25 protein-coding genes are annotated in these 21499 nt (G+C 61.3%); 16 read left to right on the top strand and 9 right to left on the bottom strand.

Translation table 11 applies throughout. From position 1 onward, the window contains the following. Positions 1-2 precede the first annotated feature (2 nt). The 4 genes from GTP45_RS20665 to petA form a co-directional block, all read right to left on the bottom strand. Positions 3-614, bottom strand: coding sequence for a glutathione S-transferase N-terminal domain-containing protein (locus tag GTP45_RS20665; protein ID WP_072788101.1), 612 nt, complete (start codon positions 612-614; stop codon positions 3-5). A gap of 115 nt (positions 615-729) precedes the next feature. Continuing rightward, complete coding sequence (locus GTP45_RS20660) at positions 730-1494, bottom strand: cytochrome c1 (RefSeq protein WP_161015747.1); 765 nt, start codon at positions 1492-1494, stop codon at positions 730-732. A 22-nt stretch (positions 1495-1516) separates the two neighbouring features. Beyond that, complete coding sequence (locus GTP45_RS20655; RefSeq protein WP_161015746.1) at positions 1517-2929, bottom strand: cytochrome b; 1413 nt, start codon at positions 2927-2929, stop codon at positions 1517-1519. A gap of 1 nt (position 2930) precedes the next feature. Next, complete coding sequence (gene petA / locus GTP45_RS20650) at positions 2931-3539, bottom strand: ubiquinol-cytochrome c reductase iron-sulfur subunit (protein ID WP_161015745.1); 609 nt, start codon at positions 3537-3539, stop codon at positions 2931-2933. A gap of 342 nt (positions 3540-3881) precedes the next feature. Here petA and mscL point away from each other — a divergent pair, with 342 nt between their 5' ends. The 3 genes from mscL to GTP45_RS20635 are packed head-to-tail and all read left to right on the top strand — an operon-like array spanning position 3882 to position 6216. After that, positions 3882-4319, top strand: coding sequence for a large conductance mechanosensitive channel protein MscL (gene mscL, locus GTP45_RS20645; RefSeq protein ID WP_161015744.1), 438 nt, complete (start codon positions 3882-3884; stop codon positions 4317-4319). Between the two features lie 36 nt (positions 4320-4355). Next, positions 4356-5519 carry a Do family serine endopeptidase gene (locus tag GTP45_RS20640; RefSeq protein WP_161015743.1) on the top strand — a complete coding sequence of 388 codons (1164 nt, stop codon included), beginning with the start codon at positions 4356-4358 and terminating at the stop codon, positions 5517-5519. Between the two features lie 7 nt (positions 5520-5526). After that, positions 5527-6216 carry a DUF2461 domain-containing protein gene (locus GTP45_RS20635; RefSeq protein ID WP_161015742.1) on the top strand — a complete coding sequence of 230 codons (690 nt, stop codon included), beginning with the start codon at positions 5527-5529 and terminating at the stop codon, positions 6214-6216. Between the two features lie 108 nt (positions 6217-6324). Here GTP45_RS20635 and GTP45_RS20630 read toward each other — a convergent pair whose 3' ends face one another. The 5 genes from GTP45_RS20630 to GTP45_RS20610 form a co-directional block, all read right to left on the bottom strand. After that, positions 6325-7347: an NAD(P)H-dependent glycerol-3-phosphate dehydrogenase gene (locus tag GTP45_RS20630; protein WP_161015741.1), complete on the bottom strand. Its 1023-nt coding sequence runs from the start codon at positions 7345-7347 to the stop codon at positions 6325-6327. Between the two features lie 40 nt (positions 7348-7387). Beyond that, positions 7388-7831: an SH3 domain-containing protein gene (locus tag GTP45_RS20625; protein WP_161015740.1), complete on the bottom strand. Its 444-nt coding sequence runs from the start codon at positions 7829-7831 to the stop codon at positions 7388-7390. A gap of 60 nt (positions 7832-7891) precedes the next feature. Further along, positions 7892-8365 (bottom strand): protein-export chaperone SecB, encoded by a 474-nt coding sequence (gene secB / locus GTP45_RS20620; protein WP_072788116.1) that lies wholly within the window; start codon positions 8363-8365, stop codon positions 7892-7894. Positions 8366-8525: 160 nt separating this feature from the next. Next, positions 8526-8786 carry a glutaredoxin 3 gene (grxC, locus tag GTP45_RS20615; RefSeq protein WP_161015739.1) on the bottom strand — a complete coding sequence of 87 codons (261 nt, stop codon included), beginning with the start codon at positions 8784-8786 and terminating at the stop codon, positions 8526-8528. Positions 8787-8801: 15 nt separating this feature from the next. Beyond that, on the bottom strand, positions 8802-9203 hold the full coding sequence (locus tag GTP45_RS20610; RefSeq protein WP_161015738.1) for a rhodanese-like domain-containing protein: 402 nt from the start codon (positions 9201-9203) through the stop codon (positions 8802-8804). Between the two features lie 100 nt (positions 9204-9303). Here GTP45_RS20610 and gpmA point away from each other — a divergent pair, with 100 nt between their 5' ends. The 13 genes from gpmA to GTP45_RS20545 all read left to right on the top strand — a co-directional run bounded on the left by gpmA (position 9304) and on the right by GTP45_RS20545 (position 21483). After that, on the top strand, positions 9304-10050 hold the full coding sequence (gpmA, locus tag GTP45_RS20605; RefSeq protein ID WP_161015737.1) for a 2,3-diphosphoglycerate-dependent phosphoglycerate mutase: 747 nt from the start codon (positions 9304-9306) through the stop codon (positions 10048-10050). 43 nt (positions 10051-10093) lie between these two features. Next, complete coding sequence (locus tag GTP45_RS20600) at positions 10094-11605, top strand: murein hydrolase activator EnvC family protein (protein ID WP_161016158.1); 1512 nt, start codon at positions 10094-10096, stop codon at positions 11603-11605. Positions 11606-11619: 14 nt separating this feature from the next. Then, positions 11620-13005, top strand: a complete 1386-nt coding sequence (locus GTP45_RS20595; protein WP_161015736.1) for a S41 family peptidase — start codon at positions 11620-11622, stop codon at positions 13003-13005. Positions 13006-13035: 30 nt separating this feature from the next. Further along, positions 13036-13797, top strand: coding sequence for a HesA/MoeB/ThiF family protein (locus GTP45_RS20590; protein ID WP_161015735.1), 762 nt, complete (start codon positions 13036-13038; stop codon positions 13795-13797). 2 nt (positions 13798-13799) lie between these two features. Then, complete coding sequence (locus tag GTP45_RS20585) at positions 13800-15929, top strand: amidohydrolase family protein (protein ID WP_229258566.1); 2130 nt, start codon at positions 13800-13802, stop codon at positions 15927-15929. A 135-nt stretch (positions 15930-16064) separates the two neighbouring features. After that, positions 16065-16508 (top strand): type II secretion system major pseudopilin GspG, encoded by a 444-nt coding sequence (gspG, locus tag GTP45_RS20580; RefSeq protein WP_161015733.1) that lies wholly within the window; start codon positions 16065-16067, stop codon positions 16506-16508. A 16-nt stretch (positions 16509-16524) separates the two neighbouring features. Further along, positions 16525-16992, top strand: coding sequence for a pilus assembly FimT family protein (locus GTP45_RS20575; RefSeq protein ID WP_161015732.1), 468 nt, complete (start codon positions 16525-16527; stop codon positions 16990-16992). 1 nt (position 16993) lies between these two features. Then, positions 16994-17368 carry a type II secretion system minor pseudopilin GspI gene (gene gspI / locus GTP45_RS20570; RefSeq protein WP_161015731.1) on the top strand — a complete coding sequence of 125 codons (375 nt, stop codon included), beginning with the start codon at positions 16994-16996 and terminating at the stop codon, positions 17366-17368. Then, positions 17365-18012 carry a PulJ/GspJ family protein gene (locus tag GTP45_RS20565; RefSeq protein WP_308494616.1) on the top strand — a complete coding sequence of 216 codons (648 nt, stop codon included), beginning with the start codon at positions 17365-17367 and terminating at the stop codon, positions 18010-18012. The genes gspI and GTP45_RS20565 overlap by 4 nt, the downstream gene beginning before the upstream one ends. Beyond that, positions 18009-18947, top strand: coding sequence for a type II secretion system minor pseudopilin GspK (gene gspK, locus GTP45_RS20560; protein WP_161015730.1), 939 nt, complete (start codon positions 18009-18011; stop codon positions 18945-18947). The genes GTP45_RS20565 and gspK overlap by 4 nt, the downstream gene beginning before the upstream one ends. 27 nt (positions 18948-18974) lie before the next feature. Continuing rightward, on the top strand, positions 18975-20207 hold the full coding sequence (gene gspL / locus GTP45_RS20555) for a type II secretion system protein GspL (protein ID WP_161015729.1): 1233 nt from the start codon (positions 18975-18977) through the stop codon (positions 20205-20207). After that, positions 20204-20713 (top strand): type II secretion system protein M, encoded by a 510-nt coding sequence (locus GTP45_RS20550; RefSeq protein WP_161015728.1) that lies wholly within the window; start codon positions 20204-20206, stop codon positions 20711-20713. The genes gspL and GTP45_RS20550 overlap by 4 nt, the downstream gene beginning before the upstream one ends. Then, positions 20710-21483: a type II secretion system protein N gene (locus GTP45_RS20545; RefSeq protein WP_161015727.1), complete on the top strand. Its 774-nt coding sequence runs from the start codon at positions 20710-20712 to the stop codon at positions 21481-21483. Before GTP45_RS20550 ends, GTP45_RS20545 begins: the two co-directional genes overlap by 4 nt. The last annotated feature ends 16 nt before the right edge of the window (positions 21484-21499 follow it).

The raw sequence follows: 21499 nt of genomic DNA, 5'->3' as shown, positions 1-21499 counted from the left end.
CATTAACGGCGCATCACCTTTTCCGACGGCGTCAGCGCTTCGATGTACGCAGGACGCGAGAAGATACGCTCGGCGTACTTCATCAGCGGCGCGGCGGTCTTCGACAGTTCGATGCCGTAGTGATCCAGACGCCACAGCAGCGGCGCTACCGCCACGTCCAGCATCGAGAACTCGTCGCCCAGCATGTATTTGTTTTTCAGGAACAGCGGCGCCAGCGTGGTCAGGCGGTCGCGGATTTCTGCGCGGGCCTTGTCGTGGCTCTTGTCGTTGCCCTTGGCGCGTTCGCTTTCCAGCGTGTGCACGTGGACGAACAGCTCTTTTTCAAAGTTGAACAGCATCAGGCGCGCGCGGGCGCGCATCAGCGGGTCGGCCGGCATCAGTTGCGGATGCGGGAAACGTTCGTCGATGTATTCATTGATGATGTTCGATTCGTACAAGATCAATTCGCGTTCCACCAGGATCGGCACCTGACCATACGGATTCATGGTCGAGATATCTTCCGGCTTGTTGAACAAGTCGACATCGCGCACTTCAAAGTCCATGCCTTTTTCAAACAGGACCAGACGGCAGCGTTGCGAGAATGGGCAGGTCGTACCCGAGTAGAGAACCATCATTTTTCTAGTTCCTTAGAAGAACAAACAGGGCGAGACCGCGAACGGCTCACCCGGATCGATCGCCCGCCAAACGCGGGCATCGCAAAACAAGCGCCGGCCAAACCGGCGCTCTCGACTATTTCACTTCTTTCCAGAACGACGCATTCAAGCGCCATGCCAGCAGGGCAAACAGCGTCATAAACAGCACCACCGCGACACCCAGTTTTTTGCGGGTCTGCGCTGCAGGCTCCGCCATCCACTCCATGTAGCCGACCAGGTCGGCCACGGCAGTGTCATATTCCAATTTGTCTAGTTTACCTGCCGACACTTGCTTATAGCCAGCAAATTGATGCGTCATTTTGCCGTGCTCGTGCGGATCGGCGACTTCCTCGGTGGTGATTTGTTGTACACCTTGCAATTCCCACAGCACGTGCGGCATGGCCACGTTTTCTACCAGGCGATTATTCCAGCCGGTTGGGCGGGTGTCGTCCTTGTAGAAGCTGCGCAGGTAGGTGTACAGGTAATCACTGCCGCTGCCGGCGCCAGACGCTTTCGCGCGCTGGATCACCGACAAGTCCGGCGGCACCACGCCGAACCATGCTTTCGCATCTTTCGGATTCATGGTGGTGGTCATCATTTCACCGACCTTATCACCGGTAAACAGCAAGTTGGCCTTGATCTGCTCCTCGCTCAAGCCCAGGTCTTTCAGGCGGTTGTAGCGCATGGAGGACGCATTATGACAGTTCAGGCAGTAATTTACGAACAGTTTGGCGCCATGCTGCAATGCTGCGAGGTTATTTGAGCGATCCGGCGCCTTGTCGAGGGTGATTCCGCCCTCGTTGGCCAAGGCCAGGCCGGGTAACAATGCCAAAATAGCAAGCAATCGTTTCGGGAAGTTCATGTGTTGTCCTTTGTGTACTTTATCAGTGGCCGTGGTAGACCACGCGGTCTGGAACCTTCTTGAACGTGCCCATGGCGCTCCACCATGGCATGAACAGGAAGAAGCTAAAGTACAGCAGGGTGCACACTTGCGACACGATGGTGCGGCCTTCGGTCGGCGGCAAGGTGCCGAGGTAACCAAGGGTCAGGAACGAGATGAAGAACACGGCGTACACGTATTTGTGCCAGTCCGGGCGGTAGCGGATCGATTTCACCGGCGATTTATCGAGCCAAGGCAGGAAGGCCAGGATCACCACCGAGGAGCCGAAGAACACCACGCCCCAGAATTTCGCATCCAGCACCTGCGGCAGCATGCCGACGATGGCCACCAGCGCAATCACGGCAATCACGGTCTTGACGCCGGTCGCCAGGCGCGATTTCAGCCAGATGAACACCACGTAGGCGGCCACGAAGAACATCAGCACCCACATGAAGTCGGCGGTGGTGGCGCGCAGCACCGAGTAGAACGCGGTGAAGTACCAGGTCGGCGCAATGTGCAGCGGGGTCTTCAGCGAGTCGCCCGGCAGGAAGTTGTTGTACTCGAGGAAGTAGCCGCCCATTTCCGGCGCGAAGAACACCACCGCGCTGAAGATGGTCAGGAATACCGACACGCCAAACAGGTCGTGCACCGTGTAGTACGGATGCGATGGGATGGAGTCGACCGGGTGGCCGTCCGGGCCCAGGTTTTCCTTGACTTCGATGCCGTCCGGGTTGCTCGAACCAACTTCGTGCAGCGCGATCAGGTGCGCAGCCACCAGGCCCAGCAGCACCAGCGGAATCGCGATCACGTGGAAGGCGAAGAAGCGGTTCAGGGTGGCGTCCGACACCACGTAGTCGCCGCGGATCCACAGCGACAGGTCAGGGCCGATCAGCGGAATCGCGCCAAACAGGTTGACGATCACCTGCGCGCCCCAGTACGACATCTGGCCCCAAGGCAGCAGGTAGCCGAAGAACGCTTCGGCCATCAGGCACAGGAAGATGGCAAAGCCGAACAGCCAGATCAGTTCGCGTGGTTTGCGATACGAGCCGTACAGCAGGCCGCGCGTCATGTGCAGGTAGACGATGATGAAGAAGGCCGAGGCGCCGGTCGAGTGCATATAGCGCACCAGCCAGCCCCACGGTACTTCGCGCATAATGTATTCGACCGAACCGAAGGCCAGGTTGGCGTCCGGCTTGTAGTGCATGGTCAGGAAGATGCCGGTAACGATTTGCAGCACCAGCACCAGCATGGCGAGCGAACCGAAGATGTACCAGAAATTGAAGTTTTTCGGGGCGTAGTATTTGCCCCATTGATCATTCCACAGCTTGGTGAGTGGGAAGCGGTCATCCACCCAGCCCAAGGCTTTTTGTGCGGCCGGTGCATCGGCCGGGAATTTTGTCTCCTTGAATGCACCCATCTTATGCCTCGCCTTTCTCGTCTTTACCGATAACCAGCTTGGTGTCGCTCAGATACATATGGCGCGGGACTTGCAGGTTGTCCGGCGCCGGCTTGTTCTTGAACACGCGGCCGGCCATGTCAAAGGTCGAGCCGTGGCAAGGGCAGAGGAAGCCGCCCTCCCAGTCATCCGGCAGCGAAGGCTGCGGGCCGGGGGTAAATTTGGAGGAAGGTGAGCAGCCCAGGTGAGTACAGATGCCGACCGCGACCAGTAATTCCGGTTTGCGCGAGCGCCACTCGTTGCGGGCGTATTCAGGGGTGAATTCTTCGGGATTGCGCTTGGACTCGGCGTCCGCCACTTTGCCGTCGGTTTTTTTCAGCGACGCCACCATTTCCGGGGTGCGCTTGATGATCCAGACGGGCTTGCCGCGCCATTCCACGGTCTTCATCTCGCCGGGGTTGAGCGTGGAGATATCTACTTCGACCGGCGCACCGGCCGCTTTCGCGCGCTCGGACGGCTGGAAGGTGCTTACTAATGCGCCCGCGGTGGACAGACCTACGACCCCGCCGGCAGCGCCAGTCGCGACCAGCAATCCGCGACGGCCTGAATCGACCTGCTTTTCGTTACTCATACAAACCCCAATCAGTCAAAGTGCGAACAAAATCTTGAGAACTGTGTACAAACTGAAAAACTGAAACCAAGGTACGAAATCCAGCAACACTACATTATAAAGTATGCATGATGCAACTCTAGCACCAACGTTGCTCGTTCCCCAAGATTTTAGTCAGCCGTACACGGCTCCCGCAGCGATGATAGGAGCTTGGGCCATGAGCAGAAATTGATGTAGGTCAATTTATAGCGTAATTCGGCTTGTAAATGCGTAAACAGCAAGCGTGTTTGGAATCCAATTGAAAAAATAGTATGATCCAAGCGCAGTTTTGTTCACAATTGACCACACAGCGAGGATAAAAATATGGCAATGATGCAGGAATTTAAAGAGTTCGCGATGAAGGGCAATGTGGTCGATTTGGCGGTCGGTGTGATCATCGGCGGCGCCTTCGGCAAGATCGTCGATTCGCTGGTGGCCGACATCATCATGCCGCCGATCGGCAAGCTGTTTGGCGGCCTGGACTTTGCCAACTACTACATTCCGCTGAACGGCCAAGCCGCGAATCTGAGCCTGGCGGAAGCGAAGAAACTGGGCGCCGTGTTCGCTTACGGGAATTTTGCTACCATCTTGCTGAACTTTATCATTCTGGCGTTTGTGATCTTCCAGATGGTGCGCCTGATGAACAAGGCGCGCAACCTGGGCCAAAAGCAGGAAGCGGCCGCCGCTGCGGCAGAACCGCCGCCACCGACCCCGGAAGATATTGTGCTGCTGCGCGAAATCCGCGACTCTCTCAAAAAATAATTCAAGGCCGCCGCCAAGGCGGCAGGCTGGACTGCGATGCGACGACTTTGGTTATTGTTTGCGCAAACGGTGACCGTCGTATTGGCACTGTATTTCGTCTACACGGCGGTGGGCCGGCGCGAGCAGCCGGCGCCGGTGCGCGTGCAGCAAATGGGCAGCGTCGAGCATCCGGCGGCGATGCTGGAGGCGGGCCCATCCAAGCCGCCGCAGTCGGCTGGCGGCTCTTACCGGGCGGCGGCGGCGCGCGCCATGCCGGCCGTGGTCAACATCATCACCAGCAAGAAACCCAAGCGCGGCAAGCATCCGCTGCTGCGCGATCCCTTCTTTAAAAAATTCTTCGGCGAGCGCGACGAGGATAGCGACGACGAATCCAGCCTCGGCTCGGGCGTGATCGTCTCGGCGCAGGGCTACATCCTGACCAACAACCACGTGGTGGAAGCGGCCGATGAAATCGAGGTGGTGCTGGCCGACGGCCGCAAAGCTGCCGCCAAGCTGGTCGGCACCGACCCGGAGACCGATCTGGCCGTGATCAAGATCGCGCTGGAGAAATTGCCGGTGATCGTGCTGGGGCAGGCCGAGCAGGCGCAAGTGGGCGACGTGGTGCTGGCCATCGGCAACCCGTTTGGCGTCGGCCAGACCGTGACCATGGGCATCATCTCTGCGCTGGGGCGCAACAACCTGCACATCAACCATTTCGAGAACTTCATACAGACCGACGCGGCGATTAACTTCGGCAACTCGGGCGGGGCGCTGGTTGATTCCAGCGGCAACCTGCTGGGCATCAACTCGGCAATTTACTCGCAGACCGGCGGCTCGGTCGGGATCGGCTTTGCGATCCCGGTCACCACCGCCAAGTCGGTGATGGAGGCCATTATCAAGTCGGGCCACGTGGTGCGCGGCTGGATCGGGGTGGAAACGCAGGAAATCACGCCCGAGCTGGCCGCCAGCTTCGACCTGACGCGCGAGAGCGGCGCCATCATTGCCGGCGTGGTGCGCAACGGCCCGGCCGACAAGGGCGGCATCAAGCCGGGTGACATCTTGCTGTCGGTCGATGGCAAGCCGGTCAAGGACACCACCAGCATGCTCAATCTCATCGCCCAACTCGCTCCCGGCGGAAAAGCTAAAATGACGGTCTTGCGGAAAAACCGCGAAACCACGCTGGATATCACGGTCGGCAAGCGGCCGGCCAATGCGAAATAAGGACACCATGCATCTGCGAGACCTGACCCAATACCTGCGCGAACTGGAAGCCAACAACAACCGCCCGTGGTTCATCATGAACAAGCCGCGTTACGACATCTTGCGCGAAGAATTCCTGCAAGTGGTGACCGAGATGATTGCCGAACTGGGCAAGTTTGATGCGCAGGTCAAGTTCAGCAATCCGAAGAAAGCCATGTTCCGCATCAACCGCGACGTGCGCTTTGCGCATGACAAGAGCCCGTACAAGACGCGCTTCTCGGCGGCGGTGGCGCCGAATGATATGCGCCGTCCAAGCAAGGCTGGCGGGCCGACTTACTACATGCAGATTGATGGCAGCGGCAAGCTGCTGTTCGGCGCCGGCGAGTACATGCCGCCGCCGCACCGTTTGAAAGCGCTGCGCCAGCACATGGTTGAGGATGCGGCGGGTTTCCGCAAAGTGTTGAAGAACAAGAAGCTGGTGGCGACGTATGGCGATATTCAGAACGAAGGCAAGTTGCAGCGTCCGCCGAAAGGCTTCGATCCAGAGCATGAGCACATTGAGTACATCAAGCTGAAGAGTTTCTTTGTGTGGACGGAGATTGATTTGCAGCTGAACAAGCCGGAGCTGCTGGTGCCGACGCTGGCGGCCGGCCTCAAAGACGCTTACCCGCTGGTCGCGTGGATGCGTGAGGCGAAGTCTGACGTGGAAGAGGAATAACCCCTAAAGCTCCAGGGGTCTGACCCCGTACGGGGTCAGACCCCACGCCACTGTCGTGGCCGATTGTTGGCGGTGTCTTGGGGCGGGGGGAAGAGCGTTTTAACCCGTTTACTCGTCCTTGGGGTCGCGGGAAAGCAAGCGGGCGACCATGGTTTGGGGTTGGTCGCCGTCAAACAGCACCCCAGCCACCGCATTGGTGATCGGCATCTCAACACCAAGCTTGGCCGACAGTTCGCGCACGGCCTTGGCGCACGGCACGCCTTCGGCTACATGCCCCAACTCCTGCACGATCACATCCAGCGCCTTGCCCTGCGCCAGCCCGAGGCCGACGCGGCGGTTGCGCGACAGGTCGCCGGTGCAGGTCAAAATCAAGTCGCCCATGCCGGTCAAACCCATGAAGGTCTCAGTCTGGCCACCCAGCGCCACGCCGAGGCGGGTGATCTCCGCCAGGCCACGCGTAATCAGCGCCGCGCGCGCATTCAACCCCAGGCCCAGACCATCAGCCGCACCGGTAGCAATTGCCAAAATATTCTTGACCGCGCCGCCGACTTCCACGCCGACCAGATCCTCGCTCGAATACACGCGCATATTGCCGCCGTGCGCAGTCTCCACCACGCTGGCGCGCAATGCCGCCGAGTCCGACGCAATGGTCAGCGCACACGGCAAGCCCTTGGCCACTTCCTGCGCAAACGACGGCCCCGACAGCGCACCACCGGGCACCGTATCGCCCAGCACTTCACGCACAATCTGGTGCGGCAGCAGGCCGGTGTCGTATTCAAAGCCCTTGCACAGCCACACCACGTTGGGAATGGAACGACCCTTGAGCGATTGCAGCAGCGGCCGCAAGCCAGCTACTGGACAGGCCGCAATCAGCAGGCTGCCGTGCTCGGCCACATGGGCCAGCGCCGCATCGAAATCGGCCGCCACTTGCAGACGCTCAGGGAAAGCATAACCGGGCAGGTAGGGATTTTCGCGGGCAAGCGCCATCGCCTGCAGGGCAGCAGCATTGCGGCCCCACAGCAGCACGTCGTGACGCTGGGCCAGCGCCATGGCCACGGCCGTGCCCCAGGCGCCTGCGCCGAGCACGCTCACCTTGCGAGCGATGCCCGCCTGTTTGTTCTTATCTTGCATGGGATCTCATTCGGCGCGTGGGAGTGCGCCGCTACGGCAATTATATGCCCCAGACTTCGGAATTTTTGACGTAACCGACCAGGCCGTCGCGATGACGCACCTTGATCCAGCCGCCGGCCACGCTTTCGCTCAGTTCCAGCAGCACGCCCTTGTCGGCGGTGAACACGGCGCTGGCCGCATCATCCGGCGTGGAGCGGATTTTCAGATTCGGGGTTTTGACGATGACGTTGCGCTTGGTGCTCAGGCCTTTAGCCTCGGTCCACGCCAGCTCGCCGTTGACGTCACGGACTTTCAGCCATTCGCCGTAGGCCAGCACCACTTCCAGCGGGGCGCCGCGCGGTACGACAAACAGTTTGCCCCCCTTGGTCGACGGCGCGTCGTACAAGATCACGGGCGCAGCGCCTACCGTTTTGAAATCATATGCCTGACTCGCGGCAGCAGCCAGCGTCATGGTCAGAGCAGCGATTAAACGGGGAAATGTCATGGCTTACCTTGGGATGGGGAAAACTGCCGCCGGACGAGCGTCCGGCGGCGGGGGAATTACTTAGTGGGTCGCGTCAGCGGCTGGGGCAGCAGCGGCTGCTTCAGCGATCGCTTGTTGACGCTGCTGGTAGAACACTTCGAAGTTGATCTCGGCCAGGTGCACTGGTGGGAAACCGGCACGGGTGATCACGTCAGCAATGTTGGCGCGCAGGTATGGGTACACGATGTTCGGGCAGCCGATGCCCAGCAGTGGATCCAGCTGTTCTGCTGGAATGTTGCGGGCTTCGAAGATACCAGCTTGTTTGCCTTCAACCAGGAATGCCACTTTGTCTTTGACTTTAGCGGTCACGGTGATGGTCACGGTCGATTCGAAGATGCCGTCAGCCAGCGGCTCGGCGCCGACGTCCAGCGCGACTTCGATGGTCGGTGCTTCCTGTTCCAGGAAGATAGCCGGCGAATTAGGTTGTTCCAGCGACAGGTCTTTCAGGTAGACGCGTTGGATTTGGAATACTGGTTGCAGATTTTCTTCAGACATGGAACGCTTTCGTTATAGTAAATCGAGCGGCACCGGCCGCCCGGATGATGTTTGCTTGGTATGGCTAGAAGACAGCTCAAATCAAACGCGAGGGCAATTGTATCAAAACCATTATGGTTTTAAAGGCTTTCCGCCCGACGTACGTTGTATTTGGTGGCTATTAGCCATTTAACAAGGGCGACAAGCCGCCAGCTTGATCGAGCGCATACAAATCGTCGAAACCACCGACGTGGGTCTCGCCGATATAGATTTGCGGCACGGTGCGGCGACCGGTCTTTTGCATCATCGAAATACGTTGCTCAGGGTCAAGATCCACGCGGATCTTCTTCAGGCCGGTCACACCCTTGGATTCCAGCAGGCGCTCAGCGCGGATGCAGTACGGGCACACGGCGGTGGTGTACATAATCACTTCGGCAGTCATCTTGCTTTCCTCCAATTACTTAGCCAGCGGCAGGCCGGCTTTTTGCCATGCGGCAACGCCACCTTCCAGGTTAACCACGTCGCCGAAGCCGGCTTTGCCCAGCTTGGCGGCGGCGGCCGAACCACGGGCGTCGCTCTTGCCGACCACGATCAGGCTACGGCTCTTGAACTTGTCCAGCTCCGGCAGGCGCTTGTCCAGCTCGGCCAGCGGGATATTCTTGGCGTCAGGCAAGTGGCCGTCGGCGTAATCCTTGGCGTCGCGCACATCTAAAATGGTGGCTTTGCCGCGGTTAATCAACATAGTAATGTCTTGCGGGCTGCCGCGCTTGCCGCGCACGGTTAAGGACGGCCACAGCAGGGCGCCGCCGGAAACCAGCACGATGGCGATCAGAAAAATATTGTCAATGAAGAATTTCACAGTAATCCAATGGTTGAACTCAATCTGCGCATTATAAAATAGAAGCTGTAAGAGTTCTCAAAGCACCGGTTTTCCAACTTTTCTTGAAAAGATAGTCCACATGTACAAAATCGTTTTCATGCGCCACGGCGAATCCACCTGGAACCTGTCGAACCGCTTCACCGGCTGGACCGACGTTGATCTGACCGAAAAAGGCATCAATGAGGCCAAGCAGGCCGGCAAGCTGCTGAAGGACGGCGGCTACACCTTCGACCTGGCTTATACCTCGGTGCTGAAGCGCGCAGTGCGCACGCTGTGGCTGGCGCTGGACGAAATGGACATGATGTACCTGCCGATCAAGAACGACTGGCGTTTGAACGAGCGTCACTACGGCGCGCTCCAAGGCCTGGACAAGGGCGAGACCGCCGCCAAGTACGGCGACGAGCAAGTGCTCGTTTGGCGCCGCAGCTATGACACGCCGCCGCCGGCGCTGGAAGCGGGCGACGACCGCGCTTCGTTCAACGATCCGCGCTACGCCGGCTTGTCGAAAGAACAAATTCCGCTGACCGAGTGCCTGAAAGACACCGTGGCCCGCGTGGTACCGGTGTGGGATGAGGAAATCGCTCCAGCCATCAAGGCCGGCAAGAAAATCATCATCTCGGCCCACGGCAACAGCCTGCGCGCCCTGATCAAGATGCTGGACGGCATCAGCGACAGCGATATCGTTGGCCTGAACATCCCTAACGGCACCCCGCTGGTGTACGAGCTGGACGCTGAGCTGAAACCGATCCGTCACTACTACCTCGGTGATGCCGACGCGATTGCCGCCGCTCAGGCTGCGGTGGCTAACCAGGGTAAGGCCAAGTAATTTGTCGTCTCCTTCGTTCCGTAAAGCAGCGCTCCTGCTGCTGATGTTATCGTCGCTGGGAGCGCAAGCCGCTCCCTTCGGCAAGGCAACCGAGCGCAGCAAGCAAAAAGCTGCCGCCGAGGCTGAACGCGCCGGCGTGCAGCAGAAGCTGTCTGCGCTCAAGAAAGACATCAGCAAGACTGAATCCGCCAAGGACGACGCGGCCGATACGCTGGCCGAGTCCGAACAGGCGATTTCGGACGCCAACCGCTCGCTGCGCGACCTGCAGCAAGAGCAGGCCGATACCAACGTCAAGCTGGTGCAGTTGTCGGCCGTGCATGACAAGCTGGCGGCCACGGTCGCCAGTCAAAAGCAGCAGCTGGCCAAGCTGCTGCGCGAGCAGTACGTGGCCGGGAACGAAGACCGCATCAAGTTGCTGCTGTCGGGCGACAATCCCAATCGGATTAACCGCGATTTGCAGATGATGGCCTACGTCTCGCAGGCGCAGGCGCGCTTGCTGGACTCGCTGCGCGCCAACCTGAAGGCCGTCGAGGTCAACCAGGAAGAGGCGCAGAACGCCAAGGACGAGCTGGAAGAAATCGCTCAGGAGCAATTACAGCAAAAAGCCAAGCTGGAGCAGGAGAAGGCGCGCCGCGCCGCCTTGCTGACCACCTTGTCGAAGAAACTGGTGGCCCAGCGCAAAGAAGCCGGCAACCTCGAACGCGACGAGCAGCGCATGACCGGGCTGGTCGACAAGCTGAACAAGCTGATCGCCGAGCAAGCCATCGCCGCTGCCGCCGAGAAGAAACGCCAGGAACAACTGGCCGCCGCCCGCGCCGCCGCCAAAGCCAAGGCGGAAGCCGACGCCCGGGCGCTGGCCAAGGCCAAGGCCGCCGAGGCGGAGCGCCAGCGCCTTGCCAAGGCCAACAGCAATACCAAGTCCGGCACCATCAAGCCGGCCACCCCGAACCCAGCCGATGCAATCGACGCCGACGAGCCGAAAGTGGCCGCTACGCGTCCGGGTGTCGGCGGGGCAGGCGGCAGCAGTGGCGCCGCCGCCGCTGGCCAGGGCGGGAGCGGATCCGGCGCTGCCGGTAGTGGCGCCGGCGCGGCCGCCTCGGTAGAAAACACGCCGCCGGCCAAGCCGGCCGACATCGCGCTGGCGCCAGCCATGCCGGCCGGCGCCTTCGCCAGCTTAAAAGGCCAGCTGCGTGCCCCGGTGGCGGGCAAGGTGGCCGCCAAATTCGGTTCCAAGCGCGGCGACGGCCCAAGCTGGAAGGGCGTCTTCATCCGCACTTCCGAGGGCGCCGACGTGCACTCGGTGGCCGGCGGCCGTGTCGTGTTCGCCGACTGGCTGCGCGGTTTCGGCAACCTGATCATCGTCGATCACGGCGGCCAATACATGAGTATTTACGGCAATAACCAATCGCTGCTCAAACGGGTCGGCGACATCGTCAAAGGCGGCGACCCCATTGCCAGCGCAGGTAACAGCGGCGGTAACGAGGAATCGGGGCTATACTTTGAACTTCGCCATCAGGGCGCAGCATTCGATCCGGCTGGCTGGGTCAAGTTTTAAGGTTCGCGGGAAAAATGGGCAACAAAGTCAAGAGCATCGGCCTGATCGGCCTCGGTATGGTGGCTGGTGTTGCCGCCTCGTTCCAGTTTTCCGCCATTGCGCAAAAAGTTACCGGCAGTCCGCTGCCGATTGAGGAACTGCGCCAGCTATCCGACGTGTTTGGCCTGATCAAGAGCGATTACGTCGAAAACGTCGACGACAAAAAGCTGCTGACCGAAGCCATTTCCGGCATGGTGTCCTCGCTCGATCCGCACTCGGTCTACCTGGATAAAAAAGCCTTCCGCGAAATGCGCGAGACCGTGGCCGGTAAATTCGTCGGCGTTGGCGTCGAAGTGGCGCTGGAAGACGGCTACATCAAAGTGGTCTCGCCGATTGAAGATACGCCCGCGTTCAAGGCCGGCATCAAGGCTGGCGACGTTATCACCCGCATCGACGGCTCCCTGATTAAAGGCGTGTCGCTGGATGAATCGGTGAAAAAGATGCGCGGCGAACCGCGCTCCAAAGTGAGCATCACCATCAGCCGCAAGGACGAAGACAAGCCGCTGGTGTTCAACATCGTGCGCGAAGAAATCCGCGTGCAAAGCGTGAAGGCCAAGATCGTGGAACCGGGCTACGCGTGGGTGCGCATCTCGCAATTCCAGGAACCGACGGTGGAAGACATGGCGAAGAAAATCACCGCCCTGTACCACCAAGACCCGAACATCAAGGGACTGGTGCTCGACCTGCGCAACGATCCGGGCGGCGTGGTGCCGGGCGCGATCGGCGTGTCGGCCGCCTTCCTGCCGAAAGACTCGGTGATCGTCTCCACCAACGGCCAACTGGTCAGCTCCAAGGAGACCTTCTACGGCCGCCAGGAATTCTACGCGCCGCGCGCCAAGACCGACCCGCTGGCCAAGCTGCCGGCCGCACTGAAAGACGTGCCGATGGTGGTGCTGGTGAACGGCGGCTCCGCCTCGGCGTCCGAAATCGTGGCTGGCGCGCTGCAAGACTACAAGCGCGCCACCATCATCGGCCAGCAGACCTTTGGCAAAGGCTCGGTGCAAACCCTGCGCCAATTGACCGCCGATACCGCCGTCAAGCTGACCACCGCCCGCTACTACACGCCGAAGAACCGCGCCATCCAGGCACTGGGCATCACGCCGGATTTGAAAGTCGATGAAACGGCGGAAGGCGATGGCCTGAACCGCTTGCGCGTGCGCGAAGCCGACCTGCAAAAACACCTCGGCAACGACAAGGATCCGCAAGCGGAAGCGGCCAAGCGCGATCCGCAGGAAGAGGAACAAGCCATCGCTGCCTTGGCCAAGAAAGCCAAGCCGGTGGAATTCGGCTCCAAGGAAGACTTCCAGCTGGAGCAGGCGCTGAATCACTTCAAAGGCTTGCCGGTCAAACTGTCCAAATAAACCGCTGCGCGCCACCGCCGCAGAGCGACGATGAACGACTTACAATTGCTGCGCTACTCGCGCCATATCCTGCTCGACGAAATCGGCATCGAAGGCCAGCAAAATCTGCTGGACGCGCACGCGCTGGTGATCGGCGCCGGCGGCCTCGGTTCGCCGGCCGCCATGTATTTGGCGTCGGCCGGCGTTGGCCATATCACGCTGGTCGATAACGATACGGTCGATCTGACCAACTTGCAGCGCCAGATCGCCCACACCACGGAGCGCGTCGGCCAGTCCAAGGCCGAATCGGCGCGCCTCACGCTCCAGCAAATCAACCCTGAAATCATCGTCACCGCGCTGAACGAGCGCGTAGATGATGCGCGCCTCGCCGAGTTGGTCGCCGACGCCGACGTGGTACTCGACTGCACCGACAACTTCGCCACCCGCCACGCCGTGAACCGCGCTTGCGTGGCCGCGAATAAACCGCTGGTGTCGGGCGCGGTGATCCGCTTCGATGGCCAGATCAGCGTTTTCGATCCCCGCAGCGGTGAGCAGCCTTGCTACTCCTGCCTGTTCCCGCAGGATCAGCAATTTGAAGACGTGGCCTGTTCCACCATGGGCGTGTTCGCGCCGCTGGTGGGCGTGGTTGGCGCCATGCAGGCGGCCGAAGCGCTCAAGCTGCTGATGGGCGTGGGCGGCTCGCTGGCCGGACGCTTGATGATGTTAGACGGATTACACATGGAATGGACGAGCATCATCGTCGGGCGCAATGGCGCTTGCCCGGTGTGCGCCGCTCAAACAAAAGGAGATTGAACTTGCTGAACAAACGCCTCGCCGTACTGCCTCTCGCACTGGCCGCTGCCTTTAGCGCGCACGCCGCCACGACCACCACCAAGTACCTGATCATCTCCGAAAACGCCAACAAGCAAATCGGCCAGCAGATCGTCGAGCGTCATGACGACGGCCTGACCAAAGTCATTTTCGGATACAAGGATAACGGCCGCGGCCCGGATCTGGAGGAACAATTCCGCGTTGGCGCGGACGGCACCATGACCGAGTACGCCGTCAAAGGCAATTCGACCTTTGGCGCGGTGGTGAACGAGCAGTTCAGCCGCAAGGGCGATCAGGCCACGTGGAAGTCGACCTCCGAGCAGGGCGCCAAAACCGTCAGCGGCGCGGCCGCCTACCTGCCGCTGAATTCCTCGTTTGAAGTAGCATCGGTGGCCATTAGTGCGGTAGCGAAAACGCCGGACGGCAAACTGCCGCTGCTGCCATCGGGCACCCTGTCGCAGCGCGTGCTCGATAGCGTGGAAGTCACCAGCGCCACCGGCCAGAAACAAACCGTGAATTTGCTGGCGCAAACCGGCATCGGCCTGTCGCCGTCGTTCTACTGGGCCACCGCCGGCGCGCAACCACGCCTGTTCGGCGTGATCATGCCGGGCTTCGGCAACGTGCTGGAAGAGGGTTGGCAGTCTGCCGCGCCGGTGCTGGGCCAGCGCCAGAAAGCCGCCGAGCAGCAGATGCTGACCGACGCCGCCGCCAAGTTGCAGCACCCGCTCGACGGCCTGACCGTGGTGCGCAACGCGCGCATCTTCGATAGCGAGAAAGCCACTGTCGGCCAGCCGTCCGACATTTATGTGCTGCGCGGCCGCATCACCTCCATCCAGCCAGCCGGTTCGCCAACGCGCAACGCCGACAACGTGATCGACGCCGCCGGCCGCATCGTGCTGCCTGGCCTGTTCGACCTGCACGGCCACGTCGACCGCTGGTCTGGCGCGCTGAATATGTCGACCGGCGTCACCAGCGTGCGTGACATGGGCAACGACAACAAGCAGCTGCAAGCCATGCTCGATGAAACGGCTGCCGGCAAGCTGCTGGCGCCGCAGGTGGTGCCGGCCGGCTTCCTCGAAGGCGAGAGCCCATACAGCGCCAATCTCGGTTACGTCATCAAAGACCTGCAGCAAGCCAAGGACGCGATCGACTGGTACGCGCAGCGCGGCTATCCGCAGCTGAAGATTTACAACTCCTTCCCGAAAGCCATCCTGAAGGACACCATCGCCTATGCGCACAGCCGCGGCATGCGCGTGTCCGGCCACATCCCGGCCGGCCTGCGCGCGCAGGAAGCGCTGGACGCGGGCTACGACGAAATCCAGCACATCAACCAAGTGCTGCTGAACTTCCTCGTCAAGCCGGATACCGAAACGCGTAACCTGAACCGCTTTGTGCTGCCTGCTGAAAAAGTAGCGGATCTCGACTTCAACTCCAAGCCGGTGAAGGACTTCGTCGCCTTGCTGGCCAAGAAGCAGATTTCGATCGATCCAACCATGGCCACCTTCGCCTTCCTCAAGCAGCGCGACGGCGATATGAACGAGCCGTATGCGGCGCTGGCGGCGAACATGCCGCCGGACGTGGCGCGCGGCTTCAAGGTCGGCACCATGAAGATCGATGGCGACGCGCAGCTCAAGCGCTACGAGAAGTCCTACGCCAAGATGGTGGAATTCGTCGGCCTCATGTACAAGGCCGGTGTGCCTATCGTGGCCGGTACCGACGATATCGCCGGCTTCACGCTGCACTCCGAACTGGCGATGCTGGTCAAAGCCGGCCTGACGCCGGCGCAGGCGCTGCAAGTGGCAACCCGCAACGGCGCGCGCTACACCCGCACCAGCAATGACCGCGGCAGCATCGCAGCGGGCAAGCTGGCCGACATCGTGCTGGTGGACGGCGATCCGACCAAGAACATTGAAGACGTGCGCAAGGTATCGGCAGTCATCACGCGCGGCTACCTGATTTACCCGCAGGAGATTGACGCGGCGCTGGGCATCGCGCCGTTCGTGAGCGATGCGCCGCAAGTGAGCAAGGGCACGGCGCCGGCCAAGGTAAGTTATGGCGGCGGCAACGAAGGCGCCCGCGCCCGGGTGGAAGCGAGCGCCCGTAAACACGACTAAAGCGTAAGGTCTTGTAAAGAAACTGTCATATTAAGGGCGCGTTAAGCGCTAAAACGGATAAATTAGGGCCAAAAGTCGCAAGGGCCCTGATTCCGCCTTATACTCTGCACTCATTTTTATTTGTGTTGTCATACTATGAAAAAGCTGAACCTTCGCAGCCGCGCGCAACGCGGCTTTACGCTGATCGAAATCATGGTGGTCGTGGTGATCATGGGCGTGCTGGCCGCGCTGGTGGTGCCTAAGCTGCTGAGCCGCACCGGCGAATCCAAGATCGCCGCCGCCAAGGTCGATATCGCGACCCTGATGCAGGCGCTGAAACTGTACAAGCTGGATAACCAGCGCTACCCGACCACCGAGCAAGGCCTGCAAGCCCTGATCGAAAAGCCAACCGGCGGCCCAGCGGCTAACGGCTGGAAGGCCGGCGGCTACGTTGAGAAGATGCCGAAAGACCCATGGGGCAATCAGTATCAGTATCTGTCGCCGGGCATCAAGGGCGAGATCGATATCTTCTCCTACGGCGCTGATGGTCAACCTGGCGGCACCGGCGACGACGCCGATATCGGCTCCTGGGATAACTGATTACTGATCGCTGATCATGCGCCGCGAGCGTGGCTTCACGCTGATTGAACTGCTGGTGGTGATGGTCATCTTGGGCATCATCCTGGGGCTGGTGTCGCTCAACGCGCTGCCGGGCCAGAAGCAGTCGATGCAGCAGGACGCCAAGCGCATCGCGCTGCTGCTGCAACTGGCGCGCGATGAAGCCATCGTGCGCAACCGCCAGATCGCCTTTGAAGCAGGCCCGGAAAACTACCGCTTCATGATCCGCAACGACAACAAGCAATGGGAGCAGGTGGTTAACGACGACCTGCTGCGCGAGCGCGAATTCAAGAACGCGCCGGTCACGCTGCTGCTCGACCCGGCGCCGCCGCTGCCGGAACCCACGCTGCGCATCATCTTCGGCCGCGAGCCGGTCGACAAACCCTTTGTGCTGAATATGGTGTCCAGCGACGGCGCCAGCATCGCCATCCGCGCCGACGGCATCGGCCATTTCACGGTGGATTGATATGCGCCGGCCATCGTCTCATCGCGGATTCACCATGCTGGAAGTGCTGGTCGCACTGATGATCGTCGCCACCGCGCTGATTGCGTCGCTGCGCGCGGTCGGCAGCCTTACCTCCAACAGCGATGGCCTGCGCGCCAATATGATGGCCACGTGGTCGGCCGAGAACCGGCTGGTGCAAATGCGCTTGTCCAAGTCCTTCCCGCCGATCGGCAAGCAAACCTACGAATGCCCGCAGGGCGACCTGCTGCTGATGTGCGAGGAAGAAGTCATCGCCAGCCCGAACCCGCGCTTCCGCCGCGTGGAGGTGAGCGTGTTTGAAGCCGCACATCCTGAGCGCCGCATCATCAAGCTGGTGCAACTGGTGCTGAGCCCATGATGATGAAACGCGTTCATCGACAGCCTGGTTTCACGCTGATTGAACTGCTGCTGGCGATTTCCATCCTCGCCATCATCGCGGTGCTGGGCTGGCGCGGGCTCGATAGCATCATCCGCTCGCGCTCCACGCTGACCGCCGGCATGGAGCAGACGCGCGGCCTGCAACTGGCGTTCGCGCAGATGCAGAGCGATTGCGAGAATCTGGCCGATAGCGCGCTGCTGCAAAGCCGCGCCTTTATGCAGGCAGAGAATGACCGCATCACGTTGGTGCGCATGGTGATGGGCGAAAATCAGCCAACGCGCTTGCAGGTGGTGTCGTACCGCGTTGTGGGCGGCGTGCTGACGCGGCGCGAGTCGCTGGCTACCCGCGAACTGACGCAACTCGACAATCTGTGGCAGGCCGCGCTGGCCGATACCGATTCCAGCATGGCTGCCGTGGCGCTGCAATCGGGCGTGCAAGGCATGGCGACGCGCTTCTGGATTCCCGGCGCGAGTACCGGCAATGCAGGCTGGCGTGCCGCGGCCGGCGTGTCGACTGCGGGCGCCGCTGGCAGCGCCAATCTCCCGACCGGACTGGAAGTGTCGATGACGCAGCAGGGCCAGGAAATCCCGATGGTGAAGTCCTTCCTGTTGGGGGCTCTATGAAGCCGCATTTGCAACGACAGCGGCAACGAGGCGTGGCCGTCATCACGGCGCTGCTGCTTACCACGCTGGCGGTGACCATCGTCACTAGCTTGTTCTGGTTGCAGCAGGTGCAGGTGCGCTCGATGGAAAATCAGCGCCTGCAACTGCAAACGCGCTGGATTTTGCGCGGTGCGCTGGATTTGAGCCGCTTGATCTTGAATCAGGACTTTAACGACTCGCCACTTGTCACGCAACTGAACGGCATTTGGGCCACGCCGCTGGAAGAGACGCGGCTCGATGATTACGTCGAGCGTGAGCGCCAGCAGGGCGAGAACTTCAACGCCACCCTGTCCGGCCGCATGATCGATGCGCAGTCGCGCTACAATCTGGCGAATCTTGCCGGTGCCGGCAAGCAGCCCAACACTGCTGAGATAGAGGTTTTCGAGCGCCTGCTGAACAATTTGCGGCTGGATTCCAGCTTGGCGCGCGGCGTGGCGGATTTGGTGACCAATGCTCAGCCCACACCCGCGCAGCAAACCACCACGACCACCCAGCCGGTTGGACTGGTGCGGGTGGAAGATCTGCTGGCGGTGGCGGGCTTTACGCCGCAAGCCGTTGAACAGCTGCGCGACTATGTCATCATACTGCCCAGCGCCACGCCGCTGAACGTGAATACTGCACCGGCAGAGTTGTTGTCGGCACTGGTGCCTGGACTGTCGCTGTCGGATGCTGCGGCCATGGTCAGCACACGCAAGACCGTGTACTACCTGAACACGGGGTCATTCACGGGGGTGTCGCAGATGCAGGGCAAGAAGGCCGGTGTGAGTTTCAGTGTGCGCAGCGACTACTTCCTGGCCTACAGCCGCGTGAAACTGGACCGCGCCACGCTGGAAACGCAGTCGCTGCTGAAGCGTGCAAGAGGCTACACCACGGTGGAATGGATACGGGAATACTAGAACAGCGATGAACGAAAGCGAGATCCTTTGACGACATTATTTATTCGCTATCCGGCCAAGGCCAGCGTCGACAGCGGCGCGGCCCAGACCTGCCCGTTCGCGCTGGTGGGCGACGGCGGCAACCTGCTGCAACAAGGTTCGGCGCCGCTGGGCAATCTGGCAGACCTGGTGGCCTCTTCGCGCCGCGTAGTGCTGCTGCTGGCCGCGCCGGACACCACCCTGCTGCGCGTGAAAGCGCCGCCGCTGTCGGCCGCCAAGCTGAAGGCCGCGCTGCCGGCGCTGGTGGAAGAACAAGTGCTGGGCGATCCGGCTGATTGCGTGCTGGCCGCCACCGCTGAAGACAGCGAAGGCCTGCGCACCGTGGCCGTAGTGCAGCGCGCGTGGCTGGAAGTGCTGGTCAAGGCACTGCTGGCGCAAGGCGCGCATTCGGTGTCGGTGGTGCCGTCGCAACTGTGCCTGCCGTTCCAGCCGGGCGCCGTTTCGGCCACCCTGCTGCAAGGCGATGCAGGCTTTGACCTGATCCTGCGCCAATCGCAATTCGAAGGCCTCGGCCTGACGCTGCCGGCGCAACCGCAAGCCGCGCTGCAAACCCTGCGCGCACTGGCCGGCGACCAGCCGGTGACGCTGTACCTGAACCAAGCGCAGAAAGCACATTTTGAATCGCTGGCCGCCGAGATCCCGCACCTGACGCTGGAAGAAGACCAATGGCAGCACTGGGTCGCCGCAGCGCGCAGCGCAGGGCTGGACTTGGCGCCGGCATTGGGCGCCAGCGGCAGCTCGGCGCGCGCATGGCAGCGCTGGCGCTGGCCGCTGCGCATCGCCGTGGCGGCGCTGCTGGTCAACGTGGTTGGCCTGAACATCGAATGGATGCGCCTCAAGAACGAGGCCAAGGCCGTAGATCAGGCGATGAAGCAGACCTTCAAATCGGTCTATCCGAAAGAGCCGCTGATCGCCGCGCCGCTGGATCAGATGAACCGCAACATCCGCCTCGCCAAAGCCAATAGCGGCGAAGTCGGCGCGGATGAATTTGTGAACCTGAGCGCCGGCTTCGGCGAAGCGCTGAGCGTACTGCCGCGCCGCGACATCATCGCCACGCTGGAATACAAGGATCACGCGCTGGTGGTCAAGGTCAAACCAAACACCGTGGACGCAGCCGCCGTAGCACAGCTGCGCTCCGCGCTGACCGGCCGCAAGCTGGATCTGCAAGAGCCGACGCCCGGTTCATGGAAGATCGTGCCGGCGGCGGGAGGAAAATCATGAGCAAGCCGAATCAATTCCAGGAACTGCGCACCCGCGCCGACACCTTCTGGCAGGAGCGCACCGACCAGGAACGCAAGCTGCTGCGCATCGGCGGCATCGTGCTGGGACTGGGCCTGTTCTACTCCGTGCTGATAGACCCGGCGCTGAGCGGCCGCGCGGCGCTGCATAAATCGCTGCCGCAGATGCACCAGCAAGCGGCCGAGATGCAGAACATGGCGCGCGAAGCGCAAGCGCTGCAAAGCCAAAACACCATCGCGCCAACGCCGATGACGCGCGATAACCTCAACGCCGGCCTGGCCGCGCGTGGCCTCAATCCGCAATCGCTCAACGTCACCGGCGAATACGCCAAGGTGCAGTTCAACGGCGCGCAGTACGCCGGCGTGGTGGCCTGGCTGGACGCCATCCGCATCGAGAGCCGCATCAACGTGGTGGACGCCAGCTTTACCGCGCAAGACGCGCCGGGCGTGGTCAACGCCAGCCTGACGCTGCGCCAGGGAGTCCGATGAAGCGCGCCATGCTATGGTTGCTGACCGTGGTGCTGACGGTCGTGGTGACGCTGCTGGTGTTTTTCCCGGCCGCGTGGCTGGGTTCCATTGTTGAGCAGCGCACCGGCGGCCGTTTGACGCTGGGGGATGCGCAAGGTACGCTGTGGCGCGGTTCCGCCTTTATCGGCGGCGCGGCAGGCAATAACAGCCCGGTCACACCGCTGCTGCCGGGGCGTTTCAGCTGGAAGATTTCGCCGCTGGCGCTGGTCGGCATGGTGGAACTCCAACTGGAGAACCCGGAAGCGCTATTGCAGCCGGTGACCTTCCACGGCGGCTGGTCGCAATGGCAGTTGAGCCCATCGGCGCTGCTGCTGCCGGCCGAGGGCTTGGCTGGTTTGGGCGCGCCGCTCAACACCATGGCGCCGAGCGGCACCATGCGCTTGTCGTGGACCGGCTTGGAGCTGGTGCTGGCCAATCGCCAGTTGAGCGTTGAAGGCCGCACCACGCTGGAGATGACCGACATGGCGTCGCGCCTGTCGTCGATCCGGCCGCTGGGCAGTTACGCCATGGCGCTGGACTGGCACGGCCAGCAGGCGCAGTTGACGCTCAGTTCCGTGAAAGGGCCGCTGTTGCTGAGCGGCCGGGGAAGCTTGAATAACGGCCGCTTACAGTTTTCCGGGCAGGCCGAGGCAGCACAAGGATACGAAGAGACGCTGGCCAATCTATTGAATTTGCTGGGCCAGCGTAAGCCAGGTTTTGACCGCAACGTCATCGCATTAGAGTTCCACTAAAGATAAAGTTCAGACT

This window comes from Duganella rivi (genome assembly GCF_009857435.1).
GTDB lineage: Bacteria > Pseudomonadota > Gammaproteobacteria > Burkholderiales > Burkholderiaceae_D > Rugamonas > Rugamonas rivi.
Note: the sequence above shows the minus strand (reverse complement) of the source record. Positions and strands in the feature narration are given on the sequence as shown.